This window comes from Ruania alkalisoli, assembly GCF_014960965.1.
In the GTDB taxonomy this organism is placed as follows: Bacteria; Actinomycetota; Actinomycetes; order Actinomycetales; family Beutenbergiaceae; genus Ruania; species Ruania alkalisoli.
The window spans coordinates 386903-412509 of the sequence record NZ_CP063169.1 but is presented as its reverse complement, the minus strand read 5'-3'; the positions used below and the strand labels follow the sequence as shown (position 1 = coordinate 412509).

17 protein-coding genes and 1 riboswitch are annotated in these 25607 nt (G+C 69.7%); of the genes, 5 read left to right on the top strand and 12 right to left on the bottom strand.

The annotated features are described in order from the left end of the window. Positions 1 to 55: 55 nt before the first annotated feature. A complete protein-coding gene (locus tag IM660_RS01795) occupies positions 56 to 4834 on the bottom strand; it encodes an NAD-glutamate dehydrogenase (RefSeq protein WP_193497742.1) in 4779 nt (1592 codons plus the stop codon). Positions 4835 to 5023: 189 nt separating this feature from the next. Here IM660_RS01795 and IM660_RS01790 point away from each other — a divergent pair, with 189 nt between their 5' ends. After that, on the top strand, positions 5024 to 6100 hold the full coding sequence (locus IM660_RS01790) for an App1 family protein phosphatidate phosphatase (RefSeq protein WP_193497741.1): 1077 nt from the start codon (positions 5024 to 5026) through the stop codon (positions 6098 to 6100). 90 nt (positions 6101 to 6190) lie between these two features. On the opposite strand, the gene IM660_RS01785 is transcribed toward IM660_RS01790, so the two are convergent. After that, positions 6191 to 6376 (bottom strand): DUF1918 domain-containing protein, encoded by a 186-nt coding sequence (locus IM660_RS01785; protein ID WP_193497740.1) that lies wholly within the window; start codon positions 6374 to 6376, stop codon positions 6191 to 6193. 82 nt (positions 6377 to 6458) lie between these two features. Further along, entirely contained in the window at positions 6459 to 7541 is a 1083-nt protein-coding gene (locus tag IM660_RS01780) for a VIT1/CCC1 transporter family protein (RefSeq protein ID WP_193497739.1), read from the bottom strand. Positions 7542 to 7802: 261 nt separating this feature from the next. Here IM660_RS01780 and IM660_RS01775 point away from each other — a divergent pair, with 261 nt between their 5' ends. The 3 genes from IM660_RS01775 to IM660_RS01765 all read left to right on the top strand — a co-directional run bounded on the left by IM660_RS01775 (position 7803) and on the right by IM660_RS01765 (position 13443). Beyond that, entirely contained in the window at positions 7803 to 10079 is a 2277-nt protein-coding gene (locus tag IM660_RS01775) for a hypothetical protein (RefSeq protein ID WP_193497738.1), read from the top strand. A 192-nt stretch (positions 10080 to 10271) separates the two neighbouring features. Further along, entirely contained in the window at positions 10272 to 11210 is a 939-nt protein-coding gene (locus IM660_RS01770; RefSeq protein WP_193497737.1) for an HNH endonuclease family protein, read from the top strand. After that, positions 11119 to 13443, top strand: coding sequence for a TM0106 family RecB-like putative nuclease (locus IM660_RS01765; RefSeq protein WP_193497736.1), 2325 nt, complete (start codon positions 11119 to 11121; stop codon positions 13441 to 13443). Before IM660_RS01770 ends, IM660_RS01765 begins: the two co-directional genes overlap by 92 nt. Positions 13444 to 13522: 79 nt before the next feature. Here IM660_RS01765 and IM660_RS19795 read toward each other — a convergent pair whose 3' ends face one another. The 3 genes from IM660_RS19795 to IM660_RS01750 all read right to left on the bottom strand — a co-directional run bounded on the left by IM660_RS19795 (position 13523) and on the right by IM660_RS01750 (position 17405). Then, positions 13523 to 13861 carry a YtxH domain-containing protein gene (locus IM660_RS19795; RefSeq protein ID WP_193497735.1) on the bottom strand — a complete coding sequence of 113 codons (339 nt, stop codon included), beginning with the start codon at positions 13859 to 13861 and terminating at the stop codon, positions 13523 to 13525. 174 nt (positions 13862 to 14035) lie between these two features. Further along, positions 14036 to 16330, bottom strand: a complete 2295-nt coding sequence (gene metE, locus IM660_RS01755; protein ID WP_193497734.1) for a 5-methyltetrahydropteroyltriglutamate--homocysteine S-methyltransferase — start codon at positions 16328 to 16330, stop codon at positions 14036 to 14038. A gap of 166 nt (positions 16331 to 16496) precedes the next feature. Next, the gene (locus IM660_RS01750; protein WP_193497733.1) at positions 16497 to 17405 is read right to left on the bottom strand and encodes a methylenetetrahydrofolate reductase; all 909 of its coding nucleotides are present in this window, start codon (positions 17403 to 17405) and stop codon (positions 16497 to 16499) included. A 67-nt stretch (positions 17406 to 17472) separates the two neighbouring features. Beyond that, positions 17473 to 17575, bottom strand: a riboswitch (SAM riboswitch). A gap of 256 nt (positions 17576 to 17831) precedes the next feature. Between IM660_RS01750 and IM660_RS01745 the strand changes: the two genes are divergently transcribed. Next, positions 17832 to 18926, top strand: coding sequence for an enoyl-CoA hydratase/isomerase family protein (locus IM660_RS01745; protein ID WP_193497732.1), 1095 nt, complete (start codon positions 17832 to 17834; stop codon positions 18924 to 18926). On the opposite strand, the gene IM660_RS01740 is transcribed toward IM660_RS01745, so the two are convergent. From IM660_RS01740 to gcvPA, 6 genes are all read right to left on the bottom strand, one after another. Then, positions 18882 to 20087: a cation:proton antiporter gene (locus IM660_RS01740; protein ID WP_193497731.1), complete on the bottom strand. Its 1206-nt coding sequence runs from the start codon at positions 20085 to 20087 to the stop codon at positions 18882 to 18884. The genes IM660_RS01745 and IM660_RS01740 overlap by 45 nt on opposite strands. 80 nt (positions 20088 to 20167) lie before the next feature. Then, on the bottom strand, positions 20168 to 20500 hold the full coding sequence (locus IM660_RS01735; protein ID WP_193497730.1) for an L-rhamnose mutarotase: 333 nt from the start codon (positions 20498 to 20500) through the stop codon (positions 20168 to 20170). 140 nt (positions 20501 to 20640) lie between these two features. Continuing rightward, complete coding sequence (locus tag IM660_RS01730) at positions 20641 to 21402, bottom strand: SDR family NAD(P)-dependent oxidoreductase (RefSeq protein ID WP_193497729.1); 762 nt, start codon at positions 21400 to 21402, stop codon at positions 20641 to 20643. A 2-nt stretch (positions 21403 to 21404) separates the two neighbouring features. Then, positions 21405 to 22601 carry an ATP-NAD kinase family protein gene (locus tag IM660_RS01725; RefSeq protein ID WP_193497728.1) on the bottom strand — a complete coding sequence of 399 codons (1197 nt, stop codon included), beginning with the start codon at positions 22599 to 22601 and terminating at the stop codon, positions 21405 to 21407. After that, a complete protein-coding gene (gene gcvPB, locus IM660_RS01720; protein ID WP_193497727.1) occupies positions 22598 to 24181 on the bottom strand; it encodes an aminomethyl-transferring glycine dehydrogenase subunit GcvPB in 1584 nt (527 codons plus the stop codon). Before gcvPB ends, IM660_RS01725 begins: the two co-directional genes overlap by 4 nt. Next, positions 24178 to 25575, bottom strand: coding sequence for an aminomethyl-transferring glycine dehydrogenase subunit GcvPA (gcvPA, locus tag IM660_RS01715; protein ID WP_193497726.1), 1398 nt, complete (start codon positions 25573 to 25575; stop codon positions 24178 to 24180). Before gcvPA ends, gcvPB begins: the two co-directional genes overlap by 4 nt. Positions 25576 to 25607 lie beyond the last annotated feature (32 nt).

Below are 25607 nucleotides of genomic sequence, written 5' to 3'. Positions count from 1 at the left end.
TCCCTCCACGTGTCGACGCCGGCACAGCCAATCTATCGGGCGTGTCCAGACTCGATCACCGCACCAGTGACCGCAGCACGCGCACCGCCACCGACAACGGCGCCAGACCTGCCCCGTCGAGCGAGGTGACCTGCGGCAGCGCCTGCTCGGCACGCCCCAGCGCTGCACCGGCCCCCTCCTCCCAGGAGGCGATCCTGGCAACTGGTGCTCCGCCGTCGGGAGTGGCCTGCTGCACCGTGCGGGCGAGGTCCCGCGCGGTAGCCAGCAGGTCGTCCCGCAGAGCGGCGCGGGCGAGGGCGTCCCACCGGTCGTCGAGACCGAGCGCCCCGATCTGGTTCAGCAGGTCGTCCACACCAAACCGGTCAGCCACGGCGAAGTACAGCGCCGCCACATCGTCCAACGGCTCGGCACACTGATCGGCGAGCTCCACCACGTCCAGCAAGGCAAGGGAGGGCAGCAGCGTCGAGGCACGCTGTGCCAGCTGTTCGGGCACCCCGGCCTCGGAGAACTCGGCCGCCATCCTCGCGCAGCGCCGGGCATGCCCACCCTGCAGCAGCTCCGGCAACTGGCCGATCAGGCGCCGGACCGGATCGGCGAACCGGGCCACCTCCTCAGCCACGTCCACACGTTCGGCACGATGCAGCACCAGCCAGCGTGAGCTGCGATCCAGCAACCGGCGGAAGTCGATGTACATCTGCGTCTGCGTACTGCTGGGCACCTCGTGGTCGAGTGCCTCCACGGCCTGGACATAGGACTCCAGGTCGAAGATCTCCCGGCACGCCACGAACGCCCGCGCCACTTGCTCACTATCGGCCCCGGTCTCGTCGGTCGCACGGAAGGCGAAGGTGATCCCGCCGCGGTTGACCATCGAGTTGACTACCTCATTGACGATGATCTCGCGCCGCAGCGGGTGCTCGGCGATCGCGTCTGCGTACCGCTGGCGCAACGGCTGCGGGAAGTACTCGGTGACGGTCCGGGAGAACCAGGCTCCGTCCGGCAGATCCGTCTCGGAGAGATCCGCCTTCAGCGCCAGTTTGGCGTAGGCCACCAGCACCGCGAACTCCGGCCGCGTCAGGCCCGTACCCGCGGCGTCCCGCTCGGCGATCTCGGCGTCACTGGGCAGGAACTCCAGCTCCCGGTCCAGTTCTCCCCGTTCCTCCAGCCAGTGGATCAGTCGCTGGTGCACGGTCAGCATGGCGTGTGCCTGCACACGGCTGTTGCCGAGGAGGACGTTCTGCACGTAGTTGTCGCGCAGCACCTGCTCAGCGACCTCATCGGTCATGGAGGCGAGCAGCTCATTGCGGCCGGTGATGCTCAGCCGGTCCTCCTTCACCTCCCCGGTGAGCAGGATCTTGATGTTGACCTCGCGGTCGGAGGTCCCCACACCTGCGGAGTTGTCGATGGCATCGGTGTTGATGCGCACGCCGTTGCGTGCTGCCTCGATGCGGCCGAGCTGGCTGGCACCGAGATTGCCGCCCTCCACCAGCACCTGGCAGCGCAGATCCGCACCGTTGACACGGATAGCGTCGTTGGCACGGTCGCCGATCTCGGCGTGGGACTCGGTCGAGGCCTTCACGTAGGTTCCGATTCCACCGTTGAAGACCAGATCCACCGGAGCCTGCAAGGCCGCGTGGATGAGTTCCGACGGCGTCAGCTCGCTCACGTCGTCGGCGAGCCCGAGAGCGGTGCGCACCTGGGGTGTGATCTCGATGGACTTCGCCGTCCGGGGATACACCCCTCCTCCCTCGCTGATCCACGCCGAGTCGTAGTCGGCCCACGTGGAACGGGGGAGCTCGAACAGGCGACGGCGCTCGGCGAAGGAGGCTGCGGCGTCGGGAGTGGGATCGAGGAAGATGTGCCGGTGGTCGAATGCGGCCACGAGACGGATGTGCTCCGAGAGGAGCATGCCGTTGCCGAACACGTCCCCGCTCATGTCGCCGATGCCCACGCACGTGAAGTCCTCGGCCTGGGAGTTGCGGCCCATCTCGGCGAAGTGGCGCTTCGTGGACTCCCACGCGCCGCGGGCGGTGATACCCATCGCCTTGTGGTCATAGCCTGCGGACCCGCCGGAGGCGAAGGCGTCGTCGAGCCAGAAACTGTGCTCGGCGGCGATCTCGTTGGCGATGTCGCTGAAGGTGGCGGTGCCCTTGTCGGCAGCGACCACGAGGTAGGGGTCGTCGCCGTCGTGGCGGACCACCCGTTCCGGTGGCACCACCGCACCGGCCACGCGGTTGTCGGTGATGTCGAGCAGCCCGTGGATGAACAGCCGGTACGCGGCCTTGCCCTCGGCCAGCCAGGCGTCGCGGTCCTGCGCCGGGTCCGGCAACTGCTTGGCCACGAATCCGCCCTTGGAGCCGGTGGGCACGATGACGGCGTTCTTGACCATCTGCGCCTTCACCAGCCCGAGCACCTCGGTGCGGAAGTCCTCACGCCGATCGCTCCATCGCAGTCCCCCGCGTGCCACCAGGCCGAACCGCAGGTGCACGCCCTCCACGCGAGGGGCGTACACCCAGATCTCGGCCATCGGCACCGGGGCGGGGATGCCGGGCACCTCCGCGCAGCGCAGTTTCAGGCTGATCTGAGGGTGAGGGCCACCGTCGGGGCCGGCCACGTAATAGCTCGTGCGCAGGGTCGCCCGGATGACCCCCATGAACGCACGGATGATCCGGTCGTAGTCGAGGCTGGCGATCTGGTCGAGATCGGCGTGGATGCGCGTGAGGTACTCCTGCTGAGCTGCCTCGCGGTCGCCGCCCAGCTCAGGGTCGAAGCGCGTCTCGAACAGGCCCACCAACGCCGTCGCGGTGCGGGGGTTGGCCACGAGGGCCGCCTCGATGTACTCGACGCTGAAGGTCGAGCCAACCTGCCGCAGGTAGCGGGCGATGGTCCGCAGCACGGCCACCTGGCGCCATTGGAGCCCCGCAAACACCAGGGCGCCGAGGCCGTCGGACTCGGCCCGGCCGTCACCCACGGCGAGGAAGGCATCCTCGAACGCCTCCGAGATGCCGTCGGGCCATGCGGTTCGTCCCCGCGCGCGCAGGCCGAAGTCGTAGATGTAGCGCACCCGCTCCGACTCGTCGACGATCCGGTAGGGCCGTTCATCGATCACGTCGACCCCCAGGTCTGTGAACGCCGGGAGCACGTCGGTCAGCACGATGGGCTCGGCGCGATAGACCTTCATCCGCCGGTGCGTCGGCGCACCGGCCGGCGGGGTGTACAGCTGGACACGGGTCTGATTTCCCGCCAGGTCCACGAGCCGGGCGAGATCCTCGACGGCGTCGGAGGGTGCGACGTCCTCCTTGTAAGCCTCCGGGAAGCCGCGCACGTACGCCACGGCGGAGTCTTCGCCGTCCTGACCGTGGAGCGCCTCGAGCAGGTCCTCCTCCCAGGTGCGGGTAGCCGCCACCAGCTGCGGTTGCAGGTCTGCCTCGGTCACGTCCGGGATGGAGGCATCCCGCGGCAGCCGGACCACCACGTGCATCTGCGCAAGCGGTGAGTCACTCACCCGGGTCGTGAAGTCCACATGCTCGGCCCCGAAGGCCTCCCGCAGGATCGACTCCACCCGCAACCGGACGGTCGTGTTGTACCGATCCCGCGGCAGGTACACCAGCACCGAGACGAACCGGCCGAACTCATCCCGCCGCAGGAACAGGCGGGCACGGCGCCGCTGCTCCAGGTGCATCACCTGCTCGGCCACGGACCACAGCTGCTCAGCATCACTCTGGAACAGTTCGTCGCGGGGGTAGGCCTCGAGAATCTGCAGCAGATCCTTGCCGGAGTGACTGTGCGGGGAGAAGCCGCTGAGCGCCAGCACGCCCCGCACCTTCTCCGAGACGATCGGCAGGCGCTGCACGGACTCGGCGTAGGCAGCGGATGTGAACATGCCCAGGAATCGTCGTTCGCCGGTGACGTTGCCGTCCGGATCGAAGGTCCGGATGCCGACGTAGTCCAGGTAGACGGGACGGTGCACGGTGGCACGGGAGTTGGCCTTGGTGATGGTCAGCAGCCGCGGGGTGCGCGCACCAGCCTGCGCCTCCGGGCGCAGCCGCGAGTAGATGCCGGGACCTTCCGGAGCGTCGCGCAGGATGCCCAGGCCGGTTCCCTCGATCGGGTGCAGGACGTCTTCACCGTCCACGGTCTCGAGCCGGTACTCGCGGTAGCCGAGGAAGGTGAAGTGGTCACGTGCGAGCCAGGTCAGGAACGTCTCGGTGGGCTCCACCTCGGCCGGGTCGACCGTGACCGGTGCGCCGGCCTGCAGCTCGCGGGCGATCTCCTCGCACCGCAGGCGCATCGGTGCCCAGTCGGTGACGGCGTCCCGAACGTCCCGCAGGACGTCCTGCAGACGTTCGGTCAGTTCCGCACGTCGCTGCGCAGACATCCGCTCGACGGCGAACAACATCCAGGACTCGACCGTTCCAGCGGTCGTGGGCGGACGTTCGCTGCGCACCTGGGTGAGGTGCCCGTTCTCGTCGCGTCGCACCGCAATCGTGGGGTGGACGAGCAGGTCGACCAGGTGACCACCGGTCGAGAGTGCGGCACTGACCGAATCGACGAGGAAAGGCATGTCGTCGGTGCACACCTGGACGATGGTGTGAGCGGGTGACCAGGGTGTGGCGTCCCCCTCCGGCGGGCTGACACGGACCAGGGTCTCGTGGGGTCGGCGAGTCTGCGCGAGTTCGCGCATGGAGGCGACCATACCGGCCACCGACTCCGGCCTCCGTTCGGCGAGATCCTCGGTGGCGACGTGCTCGAGGAGTCGTTCGGCGAGCCATCCCAGATCGTCGTCGGTTCGGCTGGTGATCGCTGCCATCACCCGGTCCCGGTCGGGCACGCCCATGAAACTCCTCCACACCTCACCGATGGTCGTACGACGCCGTACGCCTCTGCAGTCTATGCACCCGGGGCGAACGCGGCGCAGCCGAATGGTGAACGTTCCCGGCCGGGTGGGTTGCGCCGTCGTGGGATGAACTCCGACCGCGGTCCGCCTCATCCCGCGAGCCAATGGGCCATCCCCTAGCCTGGGGTCATGTCCTCGACGCATGTGGCCGCCCGTTTCGAGGACGAGTTCCATCGCCGGCTCATCCCGTTCCTCCGGAGGCGAGGCTGGCGACCACGCACGATTTCCTATATCGGCTACGGGAACCGGGACATGGTCCGCGTGCTCGCCCGGGTGGTGCTGTCCCGGCCCCGGCTCGCCACCCGGGGACCGGTCCAACTGGTCGAGGACCTGATGGAGCGGCGTGGCTGGCGCTCCTACCTGAGCGCTCCGGTCTCCTACATCCCGGTGACCGTCACCGTCGGGGGCGTCGAGCATCAGGCGCTCACCGACCGCAGCGGCTACCTGGATCTGGTGGTGGCCGGGCACGATCTACCGGCTGGCTGGCATGACGTCGAGGTCCGGGCCAAGGCGGCCACGCCGACCACGGCGCGGGTACGGATCGTGGATGAGTCCAGTTCGCTCGCGATCGTCAGCGACATCGACGACACCGCTCTCGTCACGCTCGTCCCACGACCGCTGATCGCCCTGTGGAACACCTTCGTGCGCCACGGCAGCGCCCGGCACGTGGTGCCTGGTATGGCGCAGATGTACACGCGGCTGCAGTCCGAGCACCCGGACACCCCGCTGTTCTACCTCTCTACCGGGGCCTGGAACATCATGCCGACCCTGGTGCAGTTCCTGCGCAGCCACGCCTTCCCGGCCGGCCCGATGCTGATGACCGACTGGGGGCCGACCAATACCGGATGGTTCCGCTCCGGGCAGGAGCACAAGCGCGTGGCGCTACGCCGGTTGGCCGCGGAGTTCCCCCACATGCGGTGGGTTCTGGTAGGTGACGACGGCCAGCACGATCCCTCGATCTACCGGGAGTTCGCCCGCGATTACCCGGGCCGAGTCGCGGCGATCGCAATCCGCCAGCTGACCCCCGGCGAACAGGTGCTCGCCCACGGTAGCCCGCTGCCGAGCGTCGAACCCGGGGAGCGGGGTCGCTCCGGTCCGGCACCGGAGGTCAGCGGCGCAGATGGATTCGACCTTGCGCCGCAACTCAGCGCCGTCCTGGGCGGGGCAGGCAACCCCACGCCACCTGACACACCGAGGGCGGACTGAGCGACCGCCGTCGGGTGGGTCAGCTTGCCGTTCGTAGGTCAGACAGGCGTCGAGCCACCAGCGGGTGAGAGGTCAGCGGGCGCCCTCGCGCTACTCCTGGCGCCGGACGAAGGTATCCGGTCCCGGTACGTAGACGGACTCGTGCTCATCCTCGGCCCAGCGCACGCGCCAGGGCGGCTGACCGTCGTCAGAGACTTCGACGACCTCCCCTTCGCGCGCCGGAACGTCGGTGTGTGCGGACGCGACGACCACCTGGTCGCCCACTGCAGCCTTCATCGTGACCTCCCGTCGTGAGCGGTGGTTCTGACACCACCAGTGTCACGCCGATCGGGCGGACTCACCACCGGGGCGGGAGTACTCAAGCGACCGTGGTACCGAACGCCAGCCCGAGGAGATAGGTGACACCCGCAGCACCCCATCCGATGGCGAGCTGCCGCAGCGCCCGTCGGGTCGGGGAGGCGCCGGAGAGCACCCCGACGGCTGCGCCGGTGACCACGAGCGCCAGGCCGACCATGCCGCTGGCGAGAGCCACGGCGGTCAAACCGGTCAGCCCGAACAGGTAGGGAAGGACGGGGATGATCGCACCTGAGGCAAAGAAGGCAAAACTGGACAGGGCGGCGTGCCACGCCGAACCGATCTCCTCGAGCGAGTGCGGTGCCACCCGCCGCGGTGGAACGGTCGGGTTGTAGGTGGCGAGCCGCTCCTCGGCACGGGCTTGGGCGTCCTCGGCCGACATGCCCCGGGCCCGGTAGACCAGGGCCAGCTCGTTCGCGTTCACGTCCAGATCACCGACGGCGGCATGCGCCTGGGGGCTGGGGGTGGAGGCTTCCAGCAGCTCACGTTGGGAGCGAACGGAGACGTACTCCCCGGCCCCCATCGAGAGCGCCCCGGCGAGAAGACCGGCCACACCGGCCACGAGGACGGCGGTCGTCCCGACTCCGGAGGCGCCGATACCCAGGACGAGGGCGAGGTTCGAGACGAGTCCGTCGTTCATGCCGAACACGGCCGCCCGGAAGGTCCCGGACATCCGGGCGCGGCCGCGCATCGCCAACGATCGGACGACCTCTTCATGGATGCGTTCGTCCGCTGCCATCGCCGGTGTGGCGTGGTCGTCGCCGGCGTACTCGGACCGGCCTTCGGCTCGTTGGGCGAGCGCGAGGACGAAGACAGACCCGAACCGGCGGGCCAGGCTGATCAGCAGCCGGGAGCGCAATGACGGTGGGCGCTGCCGGCCGACCTGGTCGCCCAGCAGCTGCTCCCAGTGGGCCGCGTGCCGGCCTTCGGCACTCGCCAGCGCCAGCAGGATCTCTCGCTCCTCCCCTTCGCGACGAGCAGCCAGCTGGGTGTACACGGCTGCCTCGGCGCGCTCCTCGGCAAGGTAGCGGCGCCAGCGGCGCACCTGAGCGCGCTGAGGCTGTTCGTCGACGACGGATCCGGTCATGACTCCAGTGTCCCAGCCTTCCTGATCGCCGGGCCAGGACGAGGCCCTGGAACGAACGCGCTGGTCGGTGGCATACGTCACCCTGCACCATCACCCTCTTCACCCTGCGCGGCCGTTCAAAGATCACCCAGGTAGCGACTTTTCGGCATGTATCCGGGGCATATGCCGAGAGGACTATGCGAAGGACAGTGCCTGCTGGACGTCGGCCCCTATCACCGGCCAACCGTTCCGGCGGACGAGATCACGTCCTGAGGAGACCTGATGAGACACGCATTTTCACGTCCCGGCACGGCCCGTCGCCGTCCGGCCGGAGTCCTCCTCGGCGGTGCCATGGCAGCGATCCTCGCCATGACCGCCGGGGCCAGCGCGGTGTGGGCTGAGACCACGGGTGAGGAGCCCGCGGTCGTCGCCGAGGAGAGCGCCGCTACGACCACCGAATCCACCGAGGAGCAGACGCAGGAGGCAGTGCAGCCTCAGTCCGTTCCGGCGGAGGAGCCCCCAGCACCAGAGCCACCGGCCGAGGAGCCCGAGCCCATCGTCGAAGAAGAGCCCGCAGCACCGCCGCCGGACGAAGAGCCAGCCGAGGAACCGCCCGCTGAGGAGGTTCCGGCCGAGGAGCCGGCTGAAGAGCCGGACAGTGAACCCGAGCCGGCCGTCGAGGAGGAGTCCGGTGCGGCGCAGGCACCCGAAGCCCGCGGTACCGAGGAAGCGACCACTGAGGACGCGGAGCTGCAGGCGATCGAGGTTGAGGAGATCGAGGAGATCGACCCGCCGAGCGGGAATCCCACAGCCGAGTGTCAGGCAGCTGGCTTCGACTACGGGGTCAAGCTCGACACCGGTGAAGGCAGCTACACCTACCCCACCGGCCCGTGGGAGCCGAGTGACCTCGACGTCGCGCTGAGCGTCACTTTCACGAGCGGCTTCAGCTTCTCCTTCACCGCCGATCCAGCAGTCGACGGGATTCTCGTCAAGGCCAGCACCGACTCGCACGTGCTCGCGGGCGGGTCAGGCGGTGTCCGGAGTATCGGAGGCCAGCACGAGATCAGCCACGTCACGTTCTGCTACAGCGAGGAGGAAGAGCTGACCGTCACCCAGGAGGTGGAGACCAGCTTCGATCGCGCCCATCACTGGACGCTGGACAAGTGGGCCGACGTCACCGAACTCACGCTGTACCCGCACGAGGAGCACGGCCCGACCAGCGGCACGGTGATGTGGACGATCGACGTCGGCTACGACGGGTACACCGATCTCAACCACGTGGTCTCGGGAACGATCTGGATCGAGAACACCGGGGACACCACCGCCACCTTCGATGGTTCGCACGTGCTGGAGACGAGCGAGGGCGACTACCACCCTGACCTCGACTGCGCGCCGCTGACACCCACGCTCGACCCGGGCGAGAGCGTCACATGCACGTACTCCCAGGAGGTCGGCAGCGCGGTCACCGGCCAGAGCGTGGTGAGCATCTTCACCGCCGAGGCGAGCTACGACCCCGCGCCAGCTGCTATCACCTGGGGCGACCCGGACAACGAGTTCGGCGCCACGATGGACTTGGAGGACATCAGCGACATCAACGGCACCCTGAACGAGACGTTCACCGCTCCCGAGGGTGGCATGGTCACCTACGACTGGACGTTCAACTGGTCGGACTTCGGGACGAACGAGTGCGGGGAGCACACGTTCGACAACACCGCCACGCTCCTGCAGGCCAAGACGTCGGTCACCGAGTCGGTTGTGGTCGAGATCGTGTGCCTGGAGACCGCTCCGCAGTCCCCGGCGCTCGCCCAGGCCATCTGCACGGACGGGCACCTGGTTCCCCCGGCACTCACCCTCGCAGACACACCCGGCATCACCTACACCGCGGATCCGGAAGCGCCGTACATGTCCGGGCAGACGGTGGAGGTGACGGCATCGCTGGCCGAGGGCTACGTCTGGGGCGACGTCGACGACATGTGGACCGTCGTCGACGATCTCACGGCGGTCACCGAGGTGACCTTCGAGGAGGTCGCCTGCATCCCGACACTGCCGGAGCCGCCGTCGATCGATGACGGTGACTGCCTCGACGGAGCCGGCGCCCCGCCGACCCTGTCTCTGGTCGAGACGGCCGGGGTCACCTACACGGTGGACCCGGACGGCCCGTACGAGCCGGGACAGACGGTCACGGTCACGGCCACCCTCGCCGATGGCTACGAGTGGGCTGACCCGGGCGAGTCCATGATGGCGCCGACCGCGGCAACCTCCGGTGGTCGGGCTCTTCCCGCGCGAGCACCGATCGGGCACGCCCCGATGGACCATGAGGGAATGCCCGCCGGCTGGCCGGAAGGGTGGACACTCGTCTCGGCGACCGAGGCGACGTACGAGGTGACGTTTGCGGACCCGGAGTGCCCGCAGACGCAGGTGCCGCAAGTGACGGCCGGGCCACAACTGCCGTCCACCGGTGCAGGATCGCTGGATCTGGCCGCACTGGCACTGGTCACCCTGACCGGTGGCCTGCTCCTGGCGGTCATCTCCCGGCGTCGCTGGGCACGGCAGGGCTGATGGGCAGCTGATGGTGGGCCACTGAGCTATCAGAGCTGATCACAGGACCATCCAGAGGCGGTCCGGACGACGTTCCCCCGAGTCGTCCGGACCGCCGCCTGCCTGCTGCACTCACCCCCCACTGGACGCTCCGTCCACAACCCACCCCTCTCGGGCCTGCAGGGCGCGTGCCGGTAGTCCAGCCTGTCGCTCATGGCAGGGTCCCGACGGCGCAGTGTCACCGTGGTCGCGGTGGCGCTCCTTCTCGTCGCGGCCGGTTGGGTGGTCCCCCGTTGGTGGGTGCAGGTGGCCTCACCGACTCCCACGCCGGTTCCCACGGCGGCGCTGGAATCCGCTCGCGCGGCTTTACCTGGCCTGGCGGTGGTAGAGCCGCTGCCACTGACCGAGTACGAACGGGAGTTCTTCGGCGACCCGTGGGCCGACGTGGACGGCAACGGCTGCGACACTCGCAACGACGTGCTGGGGAGGTGGTTGACCACGCAGGTGCGCGATCCGATCGTGAACTGCGTCGTGGAATCCGGGCGCCTGCACGATCCGTACACCGGCCATGTCATCGACTTCCGACGTGGTCCCTCGACCAGTGCGGCGGTTCAGATCGACCACGTGGTCGCGCTCGCGGATGCGTGGCGGAAGGGAGCATCGCATTGGCTGCCAGGGCACGCACTGGCATTCGCCAACGATCCGGCGAACCTCATCCCCGTTGACGGCGCAGCGAACCAGGCCAAGGGCGCCGCCGACGCTGCGGGCTGGCTGCCGCCGAACCGAGGGTTCCGTTGCGCGTACGTGGTCCAGCAGATCCTGGTCAAGGACGCCTATGGGCTGGGAGTGTCAGCGACCGAGCTCGCCACGTTGCAGGAGGTGCTGGGCGGGGACTGTCCAGTCGGTGCATCGTCGGCGCGAGCCGCGGGAGCCGGGCACACCGAGGCAGTGGGTGAGGAGGTGATGTCGGCGGCCCGCTGCCCCCACTGTCGGTCCGCGCCGGTAGCCTCCTCGCACGGGCACCGGGTCTTCGGTGCGAGCCAGGAGAGGAGGGACGCGCGTGTTCCTGACCGGCGACACTCTCGTCTACAGCGCCACCGACCTGGCGATCGCCCACGAGTGCGAGTTCCAGCTGCTGCGCCGCCTCGATGAACGGCTGGGACGGGTGCCCAGGCTCGAGAGCACGGACCCCCTCCGCGATCGGGCCGCTCGTCTGGGGCGTGAGCACGAGGCGACGGTGCTGGCCGGGTATCAGGAGCGGTTCGGTGCGGGGGTCGTCGAGATCAGCGACCAACGTGTGCCGGGTTCTGATGGCACCGCCGACCTGGACTTCTCCCCAGCGGCTCTCGCTCGTCAGCAGGACGCGACCGTCGCCGCGATGCACGCCGGGGCGGACGTGATCTACCAGGGTGGATTCTTCGACGGCCGGTTCCACGGCCGTGCCGACTTCCTGGTGCGCGAAGGGGAGGTCGACGAGATGGCGCGCTACGCCGTCGTGGACACCAAGCTCGCGCGTTCGGCGAAGCCGAAGGCGGTACTGCAGCTCGCTGCCTATGCCGATCAGGTGCAACGGCTGCAGGTCCCGGTCGCAGAGAATCTGCGCCTCCTTCTCGGCGACGGTTCGCAGACCGAGCACGAGACGGCGGCGAGTGTGGCCGTCTATCGCGAGCTGCGCAGGCACACACAGCAACTGCTCGATCGGCACCACGCCGACGGCGGCCCGGTGCGCTGGGGCGAGGACTGGTACACCGCCTGCCTGTGGTGCGACCACTGCAAGGCCGAGATCGAGCGCACCCGGGACGTGCGGATGATCTGGGGTGTGCGCACGCGGCACCGGGAGGCCCTCCGCCAGGCAGGGCTGAAGACAATCGACGCCGTCGCCGCGGCCGATCGGGCTCCGACAGGGGTGGACGCCCGCACGTGGGCGGGCCTGCACGCACAGGCGGTGTTGCAACGGCGGCAGGAGGAGGCCGCGGTTGCGGGAGCGCCGCAGGTCTTCAGTGAGACCCTGGATCGGGCCCGGTTGGACGAGTTGCCCGCGCCGGATCCGGGCGATGTGTTCTTCGATTTCGAGGGCGACCCGCTGTGGGTGGACGCGGATCGGAGCGTCTGGGGTTTGGAGTACCTGTTCGGCCTGATGGAAACCGATGGATCGTACGTGACGTTCTGGGCGCATGATCGGTCCGCTGAGGGGCGGGCGTTGGAGGATTTCCTCGCCTATCTGCGCGAGCGCCGCGCACGATTCCCGGGGATGCACGTGTATCACTACGCCGGGTATGAGCAGTACACGCTGCGGGCCCTGGCCCGGCGGCACGACGTCGGTGTGGCGGAGGTGAACGAGCTGCTCGACGGGGGTGTATTCGTCGATCTGTACCGGACGGTGAAGGCGTCGGTGCGGGTCTCGCAGTCCTCGTACTCGCTGAAGAAGCTCGAACCGCTCTACATGGGCGCCATGCTCCGCGACGACGACGGCGTCACCACTGGCGCCGACTCGGTGCTCGCCTACGAGGCGGCGTGCGCCTTGCGAGAGGCCGGCGACGAGACGGGGTTCGCCGAGCGGCTGGACGAGCTGGCCGATTACAACCGGTATGACTGCCTGTCCACGTTCCGCCTGCGGGACTGGCTGCTCGCTCAGCGGGCGGCGCTCGGCCCGGGTGAGGCGGTGGGTGCTCCGACGGAGGCGGTGGGTGGTCCGACGGAGGCGGTGGGTGGTCCGACGGAGGCGGTGGGTGCTCCGACGGAGGCTGAGGGTGAGTCCGCACCGGCGGACCGTCGTGCCGCCAGAGCGGGAGGCACTCCCGCTGACGGGGCGCCTTCACCCCAGCCGATGCTAGGTGCGGGAGCCTCGCCGGTCCACAGCCTCGATGGCCTGGCTCCGGGACTGCACCAGGTGAACCTCACTCACCATGGCAGCAGCGTCCGGTCGGCGCCAGAGTCGGCTGAGGTGGTGGCGCAGGTGGAGTCTCTCATCGGCCGGGCCTTCACCACTGAGGCTGGGAGCCACTCACTCGCCGCATCGGACATCCTGGTGGTGACGTCGTCGGCCGAGCAGGCAGCACAGATCGGCGGCGATCTGGGTGAGGCTGATGGCGGCCTTGCTGACGTGCGTATCGGAACGGTGGACGAACTCGGGAACGCACGGGCCGCCGTCGTGATCTGCTCACTGGCCGCCTCCACACAACAGGACGTGCGGGGTCACCTGGCGGAGTTGCTCTCGGTCGAGCGCTGGGGCGCGGCGATCGGTGCGTCACGATGGGCCACCATCGTGATTCGCTCGGCCACGCTCACGCGCCGCATTCCCTCCAACCCCACGGACCTCGCTGCGGTGGGGGCGTTCTTGCGGCTGTGTGATGGCGCCCGGGAGCGGCGGCCACGCCACCGCTGAGCGCGAGGGAGGTTGGTCTCAACCGGCTGCGCAGGCGACCGCTGTGGTGTCGCGCCCAGCCGTGGGCGGCACCGTCGATTCAGCCGCGGTCGTCCGCCTCGGTGTTCGTCGAACCGGGAGTCGCGCCCCCGGCGGCAGGGGTGCTCCCCGGGCTGGCTGCAGAACCCGAGCCATTGCCGGTGAATCCAGCGATCCGGTCCTTGACCACCTGAGCGGCCTTGTCAGTCATCTGCGCACCCTGCTCGCGCATCACCGAGCCCACGCGCTCCTCGGCAGCGCTGACCTGCTCCTGCACCTTCGGGTTCTGCCACACGGACTGGGTGGCGCCCTTGATCCGCTCATACTGCTCGCGGCCGGCACGGGTGCCGAGTACGTAGCCGATACCGGCGCCGATGACGAAAGCGATCTTGCCGTTCATGCGTCCTCCCAGCTGCGTTCGGTGTGCGCACCACCCTAGCGGCGTGGTGCCATGCCCCGCCCACCAGGGCCCACCTCCCCCACACTCACCCACCCCCACGGCCGAACGCTGAGTTGCTCGGCGTTCGAGCACGAAACGCCGAACAGGTCAGCGTTCGGCCGTGGGGTATCGCAGCTACAGGGCGGCGCGCACCCGCTCAGTGGCCGCCACCAGGTTCCGCAGCGACGCCGTGGTCTCGTCATACCCGCGGGTCTTCAGGCCGCAGTCCGGGTTCACCCAGAGCTGCTGCGCCGGCACCGCGGCCAGTGCACGGCCCAGCAGGTCGACGATCTCCTCGGTGCTCGGTACGCGCGGGGAGTGAATGTCCCATACACCCGGGCCGATGCCGCGGGAGAACCCGGCCTGCGCCAGTTCGGGCACGACCTCCATCGCCGAGCGTGCGGCTTCGAGCGAGGTGACATCGGCCCCGAGGCCGTCGATCGCGTCGATCACCTCGCCGAACTCGGAGTAGCACAGGTGCGTGTGCACCTGGGTGTGCGGGGCAGCACCGGAGGTCGCCAGCCGGAACGAGCGCACGGACCAGTCCAGGTAGGCCTGGTGCTGCTCGGCGCGCAGCGGCAGCAGCTCCCGCAGGGCCGGTTCGTCCACCTGAATCACGCCGATGCCGGCCCCCTCCAGGTCCGCGACCTCGTCCCGCAGGGCGAGCGCCACCTGGTCGGCCACCTCCCCGAGCGGAAGGTCATCACGTACGAATGACCACGCCAGGATCGTCACAGGGCCAGTGAGCATGCCCTTGACGGGCTTGCCGGTGAGCGAGGCCGCGTACCGGGTCCACTCCACCGTCATCGGTGCCGGGCGGGAGACATCTCCCCACAGGATCGACGGACGGGTGCACCGCGACCCATAGGACTGCACCCACCCGTGCTGCGTGACGGCGAACCCGTCGAGCAACTCGGCGAAGTACTGCACCATGTCGTTGCGCTCCGGCTCCCCGTGCACGAGCACGTCCAGGCCGAGTTCGGTCTGCAGCTCGATCACCCGGGCGATCTCGCCGCGGATCACCTCGGTGTACTGCTCGTCGCTGATCTCACCCTTGCGGCGCTGGGCCCGGGCCCGGCGCAGGTCGGAGGTCTGCGGGAATGACCCGATGGTGGTGGTCGGCAACGGCGGCAGATTCAGGCGCTCCTGCTGGGCTGCTGCCCGGGCGGAGGCGTCCGCCCGCTCGGTGTCGGCCGCCGTCAGGGCGCCGGTACGCCGTCGGACGTCCTCGCGGCGCACACCCGGGGCACTCGCACGGTCCGCGCGGACAGTACGCGAGGCGGCGAACGCCTCCGCCGCGGCCTCGGGTCCGGCAGTCAGGGCCAGCACCTCGCCTACCTTCTCGTCGGCGAACGCCAGCCAAGAACGCAGCTGCTCGGGCAGGTCGGTCTCGTCGGCCACCGTGTGCGGCACGTGCAGCAGCGACGTAGACGTCGCCACGCTGACCGGACCATCGTGGGCGGTGCGCAGCCGCTGCAAGCGCTCGGCGGCAGCGTGAAGGTCAGTGCGCCAGACGTTGTGACCGTCCACCAACCCCGCGACCAGGGTGAGGCCACGCGCCTGGGCGAGGGCGCCGTCGTCGGGAATCTCACCCTTGACCAGATCGAGGGCGATCGCCTCCACGCCGGTACCGGCGAGGGTGGCGAAGCGTTCGCGGAGGTCGCCGTAGGGTGCAGCGACGAGGATGCCTGGGCGGTCAGCGGTGGCGGCGAGGGCGCGGTAGGCGCGGTCGGCGGCGTCGTTCAGCTGCGCGGCGGGGATGGTGCCGTTGTCGCTGACCAGGGCGGGTTCGTCGAACTGCACCCAGGTGGCGCCCGTCTCAGCCAGTTCGACGAGCAGCTTCTGGAAGGCGGCCACGAGCTCGTCCAGCCGGGCGAGCGGATCGGTGCCCTTCGCCAGGGCAAGCAACGTGACCGGCCCGACGACGACCGGCCGGGTGTGCACACCAGCCTCCTTGGCCTCGACGAACTCCGCCACCGGCCCCGAGCCGGGCACGTACTGCAGTGGGGTGTCCGGGCCGATCTCCGGCACCAGGTAGTGGTAGTTGGTGTCGAACCACTTGGTCAGCTCGAGCGGCGCGGTCTCGGCGTCGCCGCGGGCGAGCCGGGAGTAGTCGGCGAGGTTGATGGAGGCCGAGGCGTCGATCCCGAACCGCTCGGGGATGGCACCGACGGCGACGGCGGTGCTGAGCACCTGGTCGTAGTAGCTGAAGTCGGAGGGGATCGCCGCGGTCTGCGGGTCGAGGCCGAGGTCGGTCAGGTGGGTGCGGGTACGTTCCCGGAGCCCGGCGGCAGCGGTGGCGAGGTCGGTCTCGGTGGTGGTGCCGGACCAGAACGACTCGAGCGCCCGCTTGAGCTCGCGGCGCGGGCCGATGCGGGGGTAGCCGAGGATCGTGGCGGCGGGGAACGTGGGGTGGGTGGGCTGGGACATGGATCCTCCGGTGGGGTTGGCATCCCGGGGGCCGAACGCTGAGTTGCTCGGCATTCGAGGCTTGGAAGCCGAGCAACCCAGCGTTCGCCGCCGGGCGTGGGTGGGGTGTGATGGGTGTGACGGATCACCGATCAGCCGTGGAGCCGACCGGTCAGGGGGGTTTGTCTCAGCGCAGACCGGACTCGCGTAGCAGGTCGAGCACTGCTCGCGAGGAGTTGAAGGTGTAGAAGTGGATGCCCGGCGCACCGGTCTCCACGACCTCGTGCACGAGACGGACACTGGCGGCGAGACCGCGCTGGTAGGCCTCGTCCTTGTCGGCGGCTGAGTCCAGATGGTCGAGCAGGTCGGGTGGCACGGGCACACCGGTCAGCTCGACCATCCGGCGCAGCCGGTTCGGGTCGGTGAGCGGGAGCACACCGGGAACGATCGGGATATGCACCCCGGCGGCGCGGGCCTGGCGCACCAGCTCGGCGTAGTGGCGCGCGTCGTAGAAGAGCTGGGTGATCGCGAAGTCCGCCCCCGCGGCCTGCTTCTCGAGCAGCGCCGCGACGTCGTCCCGGGCGATCATGGGCGTGCCGTCGTCGGCGTAGGCGCCACCCGGATAGGTGGCCACGCTGATGCTGACCTCGTCTCCCTCGTCGCCGAGGTGCTCGCGAGCGGTCTGACGCAGCAGGTGGACCAGCTCGCTGGCGCGCGTCAGGCCCTGCGGGTGCGGCTGCCAGTCGGGCTCCCCAGCGGGCGGGTCGCCCCGGAGCGCGAGGAAGTCCCGTACCCCTGCTTCGAGCAGCGTGGCGACATACTCGGACAGGTCCTCGGCACTGGCCCCCACACACGTCAGGTGCGCGAGCGGCGTGACCGGGGTGTCGTCGAGAACGCGGCAGATCAATTCCCGGGACGTGGTCCTGGTGGAGCCCGAGGCACCGTAGGTGATCGAGAAGTAGTCCGGGATCTGGCTGGCGAGCGCGCCGATGGTGCGGCCGATCGTCTCCCGCCCGCGCGGGGTGCGCGGCGGGTAGAGCTCGAACGAGACACTGGGCGTGGCCCGCGGGCTGCGGTAAAGAGTGGCGGTGGTCATGTCCGGTCACCGCCGGTCGGGTATGGCGTGCGCGCCACGGAACGGAAACACTGTGCCTGCATCGATAACTCCATCGAACCTGGCTGTAGCACCCTTCCCCGCGGGAGGCTTCCGTTGAGGGGTTGCTGCGGCGTCGTCGAGCCAGGACTCTCAGCCGCTCTGGATGGTGTGCGTTTGATGCTACCGGTCTCGTTCTCCGTCTCCACCGCGTATCACCGACTGAGATCACGAGTCCATACGGGTCCGACCTCACAGGCGGGGAACCTCCGAAATTCAACGTCGATCTGGTCGTTGAGCCAACCCGGCGCAACCGCCAGATTGACGCGCAATTTCCGGCCCTCCGGAGTTCACACGTCGATACGGTGGTGATGCGGCCATCCGAACCGCCAGATCGACGTCGGATTCCGCGCGGGAAAGGAGCACGCCATGGCCACCAGCAACGCCGGCCCCGCGGAGCGCGACCTCACCTGGGCCCCGGCAGGCGAGCACGTACTGGTCGCCCGGCAGGGCGCTCTGGGCCGGATCCGGTTGAACCGGCCGCGAGCGATCAACGCGCTCACTCTCGAGATGGTGACGGCCATGACGGCGCAGCTGCGCCGCTGGGCCGCGGAAGGATCCGTGCAGGCTGTCGCGCTGGATGGTGCCGGGGAGCGCGGCCTGTGCGCCGGGGGTGACGTGCGCGCCATACACGACGGGCTGTTGGCCGGCCATCGGTACGGCGACACCGAGCGGGCAGCAGGCGTCGATCGGGCGGTGGAGTTCTGGCGCGCCGAGTACAAGCTGGATCAACTCATTGCCGAGGCCGAGCTCCCGGTGGTGGCGTTCATGGACGGTGTGACGATGGGCGGGGGAATCGGTCTCGCCGGGCATGCCTCGCTCCGCCTGGTCACGCCACGCACGCAAGTGGCCATGCCGGAGACGGGGATCGGGTTCTTCCCCGACGTCGGGGCGCTCTTCCCGCTGTCGCGGGCCCCTGGTGAGCTCGGCACCTACCTCGCCCTGACCGGGGTGAGCATCACGGGATCGGACGCGATCGCCGTCGGGCTGGCCGACGCGATGATCGAGACCGGCGCCTGGGAGGACCTGTGCGCGCACTGGGCCACGGGTGCGCCGCTGTCGGTGCTGATCGGACCGTCACGGCCAGAGCCTCATAGCGACCTGGCTGCTCAGCGACCGTGGATCGACGCCAGTTTCGAGGGCGAGGACGCGGCCACGATCGAATCCCGCCTGGACGCCCGGCAGGAGCCGGAGGCCCAGAGCGCCGCCGCCACCTTGCGTTCCCGCTGCCCGTTCTCCGTGGCCGTGGCCCTGGCAGCGATCAGGCGTGCTGCCCAGCTCCCGACCGTGGCGGACGTCCTGGCGCAGGATCTCCGGCTCGGGACGGCTTTCATGAACGGCGCCCCCGCCCAGGACTTCATCGAAGGGGTGCGAGCTGTGCTGGTGGATCGTGATCAGAGACCGCGGTGGCGGCACGACTCACTCGCGGCGGTGGACCGGAGCGAGGTGTTGGCCCTGTTCTGAGCCGCCGAGCGCACCGGCCACCAACGGCATCACCAACACGCTCACTGCCCCGGCCGCCACGAGTAAAGACGCCACGTCAGCCGGCATGGCCTCAGCGGAGACGGCCACCTGGGTGACTGCCACGATGATTGGCAGACTCGTCGCCGAGTAGAGACCCACCTGGGCCGCCTCACGAGTACCGAGGCGGTCTGCACCAACGAACCGCTCACCGAGGAACACCGGCAGCCCGCGCACCAGCAGCAACGCGACCACCAGGATCGCGAGCAGGCCCGGCGCTCCCGCGACCGCACCCGGATCGATCGCCATCCCCGAGGTCACGAAGAACACCGGGATCAGGAAGCCGTACCCGAAGCCCTCCAACTTGCGCTCCAGAGCCTCATCGCCACTGGGCAGCACCCGCCGCAGGATGAATCCGGCGGCAAACGCCCCGAGGATGATGTCCAGCTGCAGTACTGCGGCCACGGCGAGCAGGGCCGCGAGCAGCAGCATGGTCGCGCGGACAGTGGTCTGGGAGGTGCTCTCGGACTTGTACCGGATGACCTGCAGAACCTTCGACGAGACGCGCTGGGCTCGCAACGGCACCCTGCCGATCAGCACCGCGGCCACAACGAACACCGCGAGCACCCCGAGGGATGCGACTGTGCCGCGTGCACCGAGCAGGATCGCCATGGCGAGCACTGGCCCGACCTCCCCGATGGTGCCGTGGTTCATCACGGCACGCCCCACCGGGGTGCCGGTGAGGCCACTCTCACGAAGGATCGGCATGAGGGTGCCAAGCGCAGTCGCGCACAGCACGATCGCGACGGAGAATCCAGCCACCGCCGAGTCCGCGAACAGACCGGCGGCCCCGGCAACGCCTACGGCTAACCCGAAGCACACCACCCACACGAGCACCGACCGCTTCCCGCGGTGGCTGGTCAGTTCCTCGGTCTCGATCTCGTACCCGGCGAGTAGGAACAGCATCCCCAGGCCCAGCTCGCGGACCAGCTCCACCCCGTGCGCAGTCCCTGCCAGATCCAGCACCTGCGGCCCGAGCACGATGCCGGCGCCGATGAGGAGCACCACCTCGGGAACCGCACGCCGGGGAATCGCCGAGGCGATCACCGGGGCCAGGACGGCCGCCAGCATGATCCAGAACAACGAGACCAACGCGATCTCCACGCCCGCTCCTCCGGTCTACCAGGTGCCGTCGAAGCCTGAGTGTGGCATGCGACCGCACGAGACGAGGTCGGGATCGCTGCTCAGTTGGTGCTGACCTGCTCGCTCAGCGTCCACACCTGCGGCACCGCGGTACCGGCGGGGCCGTCGGTGAAGGTTGCGAACCCTTCCAGGTGCTGGTTGATGAATTCCTGCCACCGCGCGTTCGCCGGGCTGGTCTCCAGGGCGATCATCGCCGCCTCGAAGTCGTCACACTCCACCAGGTGGAACAAGTCCCGGCCGCTACGCCAGATCCGCCACTCGTGGATGCCCAGCCGTGCGAACTCGGCCGCGAGATCGTCCGGGATCCGCTGGTGATCGCGCTCGTAGGCTTCTTCGTGGCCGTCCTTGAGGCGTGAATGCAGGGCGATAGTCATACGCCTCAACCTAACGTCGGACGCCGAGCAGATGCGACTGCCGGGCGGGGACTACGCGAGCGCGGCATGAGTGTCGTCGACAGGCACGGAATCGACATCCAGGCCGCCCTCGTGAGATTCGGCAGCGGGCAGTTTGATGCTCAGGCGATCCCGCCCCCGTCGGCCACGAGCGCCGCGCCGGTCACATAGGAGGCGGCGTCACTGGCCAGCCACACCACAGCCGCGGCGATCTCCTCGGGCTGACCCATCCGGCCCAGCGGCCGGTCCACGGACTCGGCGAGGAACTCGGCGGGGTCCTGGCCGAGCTGGCGGGCCTCGTCGGGCAGCATCCCGGTGTCGACATCGCCGGGATTGATGGAGTTCACCCGGATTCCCTGCGGGCCGTGGTCGATCGCGAGCGCCCGGGTCATGTTCACCACGGCACCCTTCGACGCGCAGTAGGAAAGTGCCCGGCCGCCGCCCTTGAGACCCCAGCCGGAGCCGGTGTTGACGATCGATCCACCACCGGCCGCGGCCATCACCGGCACCACGTACTTGCACAGCAGGAAGATCGAGCGCACGTTCACCGCCATCACCAGGTCCCAGGTGTCGGCGTCCAGCTCGGTGGCGGTGGTGCGGCGGATGATGCCGGCGTTGTTGAACAGCACGTCGATCCCGCCGAGCTCAACCTGCACCCGGTCCACCAGCGCAGTCACAGCGGCCTCGTCAGAGACGTCCGCCTCGATGGCGAGGGCGCGACCGCCGTCGGCCACGATGGCGTCAGCCACGGCCTGAGCGGCCTCGCCATCCAGGTCCACCACGGCCACCTGCGCACCCGCCGCGGCGAACGCGCGGGCGGTGGCCGAGCCGATCCCGCCAGCTCCCCCGGTGACGATGGCAGTCTTGCCGGTGAGGTCATTCATGGTCATACTCCGTTCGCTGCGGTTGCTGGGTACATGCTGGTGCGTCCGGGCCCGGTGGTCACCCGGAGCATGCCGGACAGAGCAAGATCGATGCCCGGTTCGCCGGTGTCGATCAGGAGCGGCCGGCCGCCGAGCTCGGTGAGCTTGCGCTCGGTGGCGCCGACGAGGAGGCGGTCGCGGGCGAGGTGATCAGCATCGCCGAGGGCCGCCGTCAGGACCCGCGCGGAGAGCTGCTGGTTGCCGCGGCCGAACAGGAACCCCTGTCCGCCGACCACCCCGACGACGACTCCCGCCCCTGGCCTGTCATGGCCGTCTGTCCCGCCGGTCCCCTCGGGCGATGCCCCGACGGCGGCCAGTGCCGTGGTCTCGTCCATGTCCGTGGCGAGCAGCTCACCGTCGCGCAGCACGTCCACGCCCAATGGGGTGCCGCTCAGACCGAGGTGCCGCAGCAGGGCGGCCGTGGTGCCTCCGGGGCCGACGAGGTAGGTCACCCCGGGGCGTAGCTGGGCGGCCAGCCCGGCCACCACGGAGGCCACGGCCGCGCCGTCACCGGTGGGGGTGGCGACCTTGCGGCCCTGGGAACGCTGGGGGTGCGCCGGTGTGCGGACCAGGGCGAACAGTCTGGGGTCCACTCGCCCGGTGCGGACCTGCTCCTCGTCCACGTCCAGCACCTCCGCATCCACCAGTGTGGCGGCGCCGACGAGCAGGTCAGCCGCGAGCGCCCCGGCGGCCTGTGGGGAGACCGCGAAGCACGCCGAGTACATCTTCACCCCGGCTGGCACCCCGAGCACTGGGATTCTCGATCCCGAGACCGTGAGCCCGGCAGCCACGTCCCGGGCGGTCCCGTCGCCACCGGCGAAGAGCACCAGCTCCGCACCGGCCGCCACCAGGGCCGCGGTAACTACTCGGGTGTCCGCGCCGGTCCCGGTTGGGTCGGGGAGGTCGACCGGGACCGGCACCATCCCGGCCTCGCGCGTCACGTCCTCGCCGAGGTCGCCGGGCCCGGTGAGCACCGGCGTCCCGGCAGGGAGGGATTCCAGCGCCTGTCGGGCTCGCTCGCCCGCCCGCGCCCGCACCCCAGCGGCACGGGCAGCGGCCTGGATCGCGGCGCCGTCGCTGCCCTTCAACCCGGCCGGTCCACCAAGGCCGGCGACCGGGTTGACCACCAACCCCAGCCGAGGTGCGGCAGCGTTGATCACGGTCGGCGGTGCTGGGGGGCGTCGGGGTACTTGCGCAGGTAGCCGCGCCAGGTGACCGCCCACCGGTCCGGGTCGTCCAGGTCGTCGTGATGGGTGTGATGCACGGTCTGGTTGTGCGGTGCGGTACGCACCATCTCCGGGTCCGTCCGGGCTTCGTGAGCCACCTGCGCGAGGATGGCCGCGTACTCGTCCAGCTCGGCCATGGAGTAGGACTCGGTCGGCTCCAGGGTGAACGGCTGCGGCACCACGTACGGGTGGTGGCTTGTCCAGTAGTGGGTGCCGTAGTCGGCGGCCCGCACCCCGATCTCCTCGGAGGTGATGCCCGTGTCTTCGTACAGCTCCTGCCAGGAGTAGCGCACCTGCTCCACCCGGCGCCTTCCCGTCGCGTACGGGGCGGAGGCACCTGGGATCGCGAGGATCTTGCTCATCAGGTAGTTGTTGTTCAGCACCGCGGTCTCGGCCACGGCCCGCAGTCCGGGCGCGCCGAGGGCGGCGATCCAGGCGTAGGCCTTGGCGATGGTGGGGATCACGCCGTAGAACGCCGAGACCGCACCGATGGACAGCTCACCGCCGGCGGCCAGACGGAACCGGTCGCCGTCGCGCTCGACCATCGGCCCGGGCAGGAACGGCGCCATGTGCTCGGCCACCCCGTTCGCCCCGGCACCGGGACCGCCGGACCCGTGCGGGGTGCCGAAGGTCTTGTGCAGGTTGAAGTGGCACACGTCGAAACCGGCGTCCCGGGCGCGGGTGATGCCGAGGATGCCGTTCGCGTTCGCCTGGTCGTAGGAGGCGAGCGCCCCGACGGCGTGCGCCGCCTCCACCCAGTCGACGATCCGGGGGTTGTAGATCCCGGTGTCCTCCGGGTTGGTCACCATGATCGCCGCGGTCCGCTCGGACAGGGCCGCCCTGAGCGCGTCCAGATCCGGGTAGCCGTCGGCGTCCGGGTGGATGGTGATCACCTTGTAGCCGGCCACGGCGGCCGCGGCGGCGTTCGAGGGGTGGGAGAAGATCGTGGTGATCACCTCGTCGCGCTGCTCGGCCTCACCACGGGAGGCGTGATAGGCGCGGATCATCGCCACGTTCGTCCAGATGGCGCTCGAGCCGCCGGTGGAGTGCAGGCTCACCCTGTCCATCCCGGAGATCGCCGTCAGCGCCTGCTCGGTGCGCCACAGGATCTCCAGCGCCCCCTGCACCGACTCCTCACCCTGCAGCGGGTGCACGTCCCGCAGACCGGGGTCGGCAACCAGCTGGTCGTTCACCTTGGGGGCGTACTTCATCGTGCAGGTGCCCTGGCCGACGTCGACGTTCAGGTCCGCGCCGAGATTCTCCTGGGACAGGCGCAGGTAGTGCCGAAGCACCCGGGCCTGCCCGATCCGGGGCAGCGTCGGCGGAGCAGGGCGACGCAGGGACTCGGGCAGGTCGGCGAGCACGTCGCCCACGGTCTCCCGCACGCCGGGCTCAACCTGAGGTGGCAGCACACCGCGCTCCCCCGGGGCGTCCAGCTCGAACACGATCGGCTCGTCCCAGCGTGCCTGGTGGAAGCGGCGCAGGGCGGGCTTGGTGGCGATCGGCAGACTCATCGGGCGACCTCCTCGAGGACGGGGGTGTGGGTGGTGGCGTCAGTAGCGGTGCCGAGAACGGCACCGAGCTCACGGGCGAGCAGGTCGATATCGGCCTGCGTGGTCATCTCGGTGACGCACACGAGCAGTTCGTGCTCGCCGAGCACCACACCGGCTTCGATCTCCTTCGCGCGCAGCTCCTCGACCACCTCGGCGGCCGGGCGGGGCAGGTGCAGGACGAACTCGCGCAGGTGCACGGCGCCGTCGGCCTCACTCACCCCCGGCAGGGCGGTGAGCACCTTCCGGGCGTAGGCGGTGCGGGCCAGCAGCGTCTCACCGAGCTCGACCATCCCCTGCGGTCCCATGAGTGCCAGATACACCCCGGCGGCGATCCCCCACAGGGCGGCAGCGGTGCCCACCCACTCCTTCCCCTCCTCGCGGTGGGCGAAGGCGGTGCGATCCCAGGCGACGTCCCCGAAGCCGTACTCACCCTCCACCGAGGTGGAGGCGAGACCGAACAACCGGTGCGGCATCTCCATCACGAGCCGCGGATCGTCGGCCACGCCGACGAAGCCGGCGTGGCCGCCGCCAAACCACGCGTGGATGCCGAGGGACTGGATGTCACCGCAGGTGATGTCGGCGCCCTGGGCGGCCGGCGGAGTGAGCACCCCGAGGCCGATCGGGTCGGTCTGGGCCACCAGCAGGCCGCCGACGGCGTGGGTCGCCTCGGCGAGCTGCGTCATCGCAGTCTCCACCGCGCCGGTGGCCGAGGGGGTGCTCACCCAGACGGCGGCCACGTCGTCGCCGAGGAGTGCGGTCACTGCGGCGACGTCGGCGATGCCATCGACGGTGGGCACGTGCTCGAGGCTCGCATACGGGCGGATGAAGTCCTCCACCTTGCTCAACACGTCGGCGCGGACGTCGGAGGCGACCAGGATGCGGGTGCGTCCGGTGGCGCGCACGGCCATGGACAGGGCGGTGGCCGTCGCCTGCAGGCTGTCGTAGGTGGGCACGTTCACCACCTCCACCTCGAGCAGCTCGGCCAGGAGCGAGGCGTACTCGAACAGTGCCTGGAAGCGGCCGTGGTCCTCGTACGGCTCACCGGCGTAGGCGGTGAGGAACTCACTGCGGCCGATCACTTCGTCCACGACGGCGGGCACGTGGTGGTGGTACGTGCCGGCGCCGAGGAAGGACAGCCGGGTGCGGTTCTTGCCGAGGATGCCACGAACGTGCCGGCTCAGGTCGGCCTCGGCAACCAAGGGCTCAGGCAGGTCCAGGTCACCGGTGAGCCGGAGAGCGGCAGGGATGTCGGCGTAGAACTCCTCCACCGACTCCGCGCCCACGGCGGCGAGCATCTCGGCCCGCACTTCGGGGGCGCTGTTCGGTAGGTAGGGGTGCACGAACGGTGTGGTCACTAGTCATCACTTCCCTCGGACGGCGGCGTCCA

What these genes read in the sequence shown, in the direction of transcription:
- IM660_RS01790 (WP_193497741.1), top strand. Translation starts at nt 5,024, where the DNA reads ATGTCCTCGACGCATGTGGCCGCCCGTTTCGAGGACGAGTTCCATCGC.
- IM660_RS01730 (WP_193497729.1), bottom strand. Translation starts at nt 21,402, where the DNA reads ATGAATGACCTCACCGGCAAGACTGCCATCGTCACCGGGGGAGCTGGC.
- IM660_RS01750 (WP_193497733.1), bottom strand. Translation starts at nt 17,405, where the DNA reads ATGACCACCGCCACTCTTTACCGCAGCCCGCGGGCCACGCCCAGTGTC.
- gcvPB (WP_193497727.1), bottom strand. Translation starts at nt 24,181, where the DNA reads ATGAGTCTGCCGATCGCCACCAAGCCCGCCCTGCGCCGCTTCCACCAG.
- metE (WP_193497734.1), bottom strand. Translation starts at nt 16,330, where the DNA reads ATGTCCCAGCCCACCCACCCCACGTTCCCCGCCGCCACGATCCTCGGC.
- IM660_RS01745 (WP_193497732.1), top strand. Translation starts at nt 17,832, where the DNA reads ATGGCCACCAGCAACGCCGGCCCCGCGGAGCGCGACCTCACCTGGGCC.
- IM660_RS01785 (WP_193497740.1), bottom strand. Translation starts at nt 6,376, where the DNA reads ATGAAGGCTGCAGTGGGCGACCAGGTGGTCGTCGCGTCCGCACACACC.
- IM660_RS01775 (WP_193497738.1), top strand. Translation starts at nt 7,803, where the DNA reads ATGAGACACGCATTTTCACGTCCCGGCACGGCCCGTCGCCGTCCGGCC.
- IM660_RS01735 (WP_193497730.1), bottom strand. Translation starts at nt 20,500, where the DNA reads ATGACTATCGCCCTGCATTCACGCCTCAAGGACGGCCACGAAGAAGCC.
- IM660_RS01770 (WP_193497737.1), top strand. Translation starts at nt 10,272, where the DNA reads ATGGCAGGGTCCCGACGGCGCAGTGTCACCGTGGTCGCGGTGGCGCTC.
- IM660_RS19795 (WP_193497735.1), bottom strand. Translation starts at nt 13,861, where the DNA reads ATGAACGGCAAGATCGCTTTCGTCATCGGCGCCGGTATCGGCTACGTA.
- IM660_RS01795 (WP_193497742.1), bottom strand. Translation starts at nt 4,834, where the DNA reads ATGGGCGTGCCCGACCGGGACCGGGTGATGGCAGCGATCACCAGCCGA.
- IM660_RS01780 (WP_193497739.1), bottom strand. Translation starts at nt 7,541, where the DNA reads ATGACCGGATCCGTCGTCGACGAACAGCCTCAGCGCGCTCAGGTGCGC.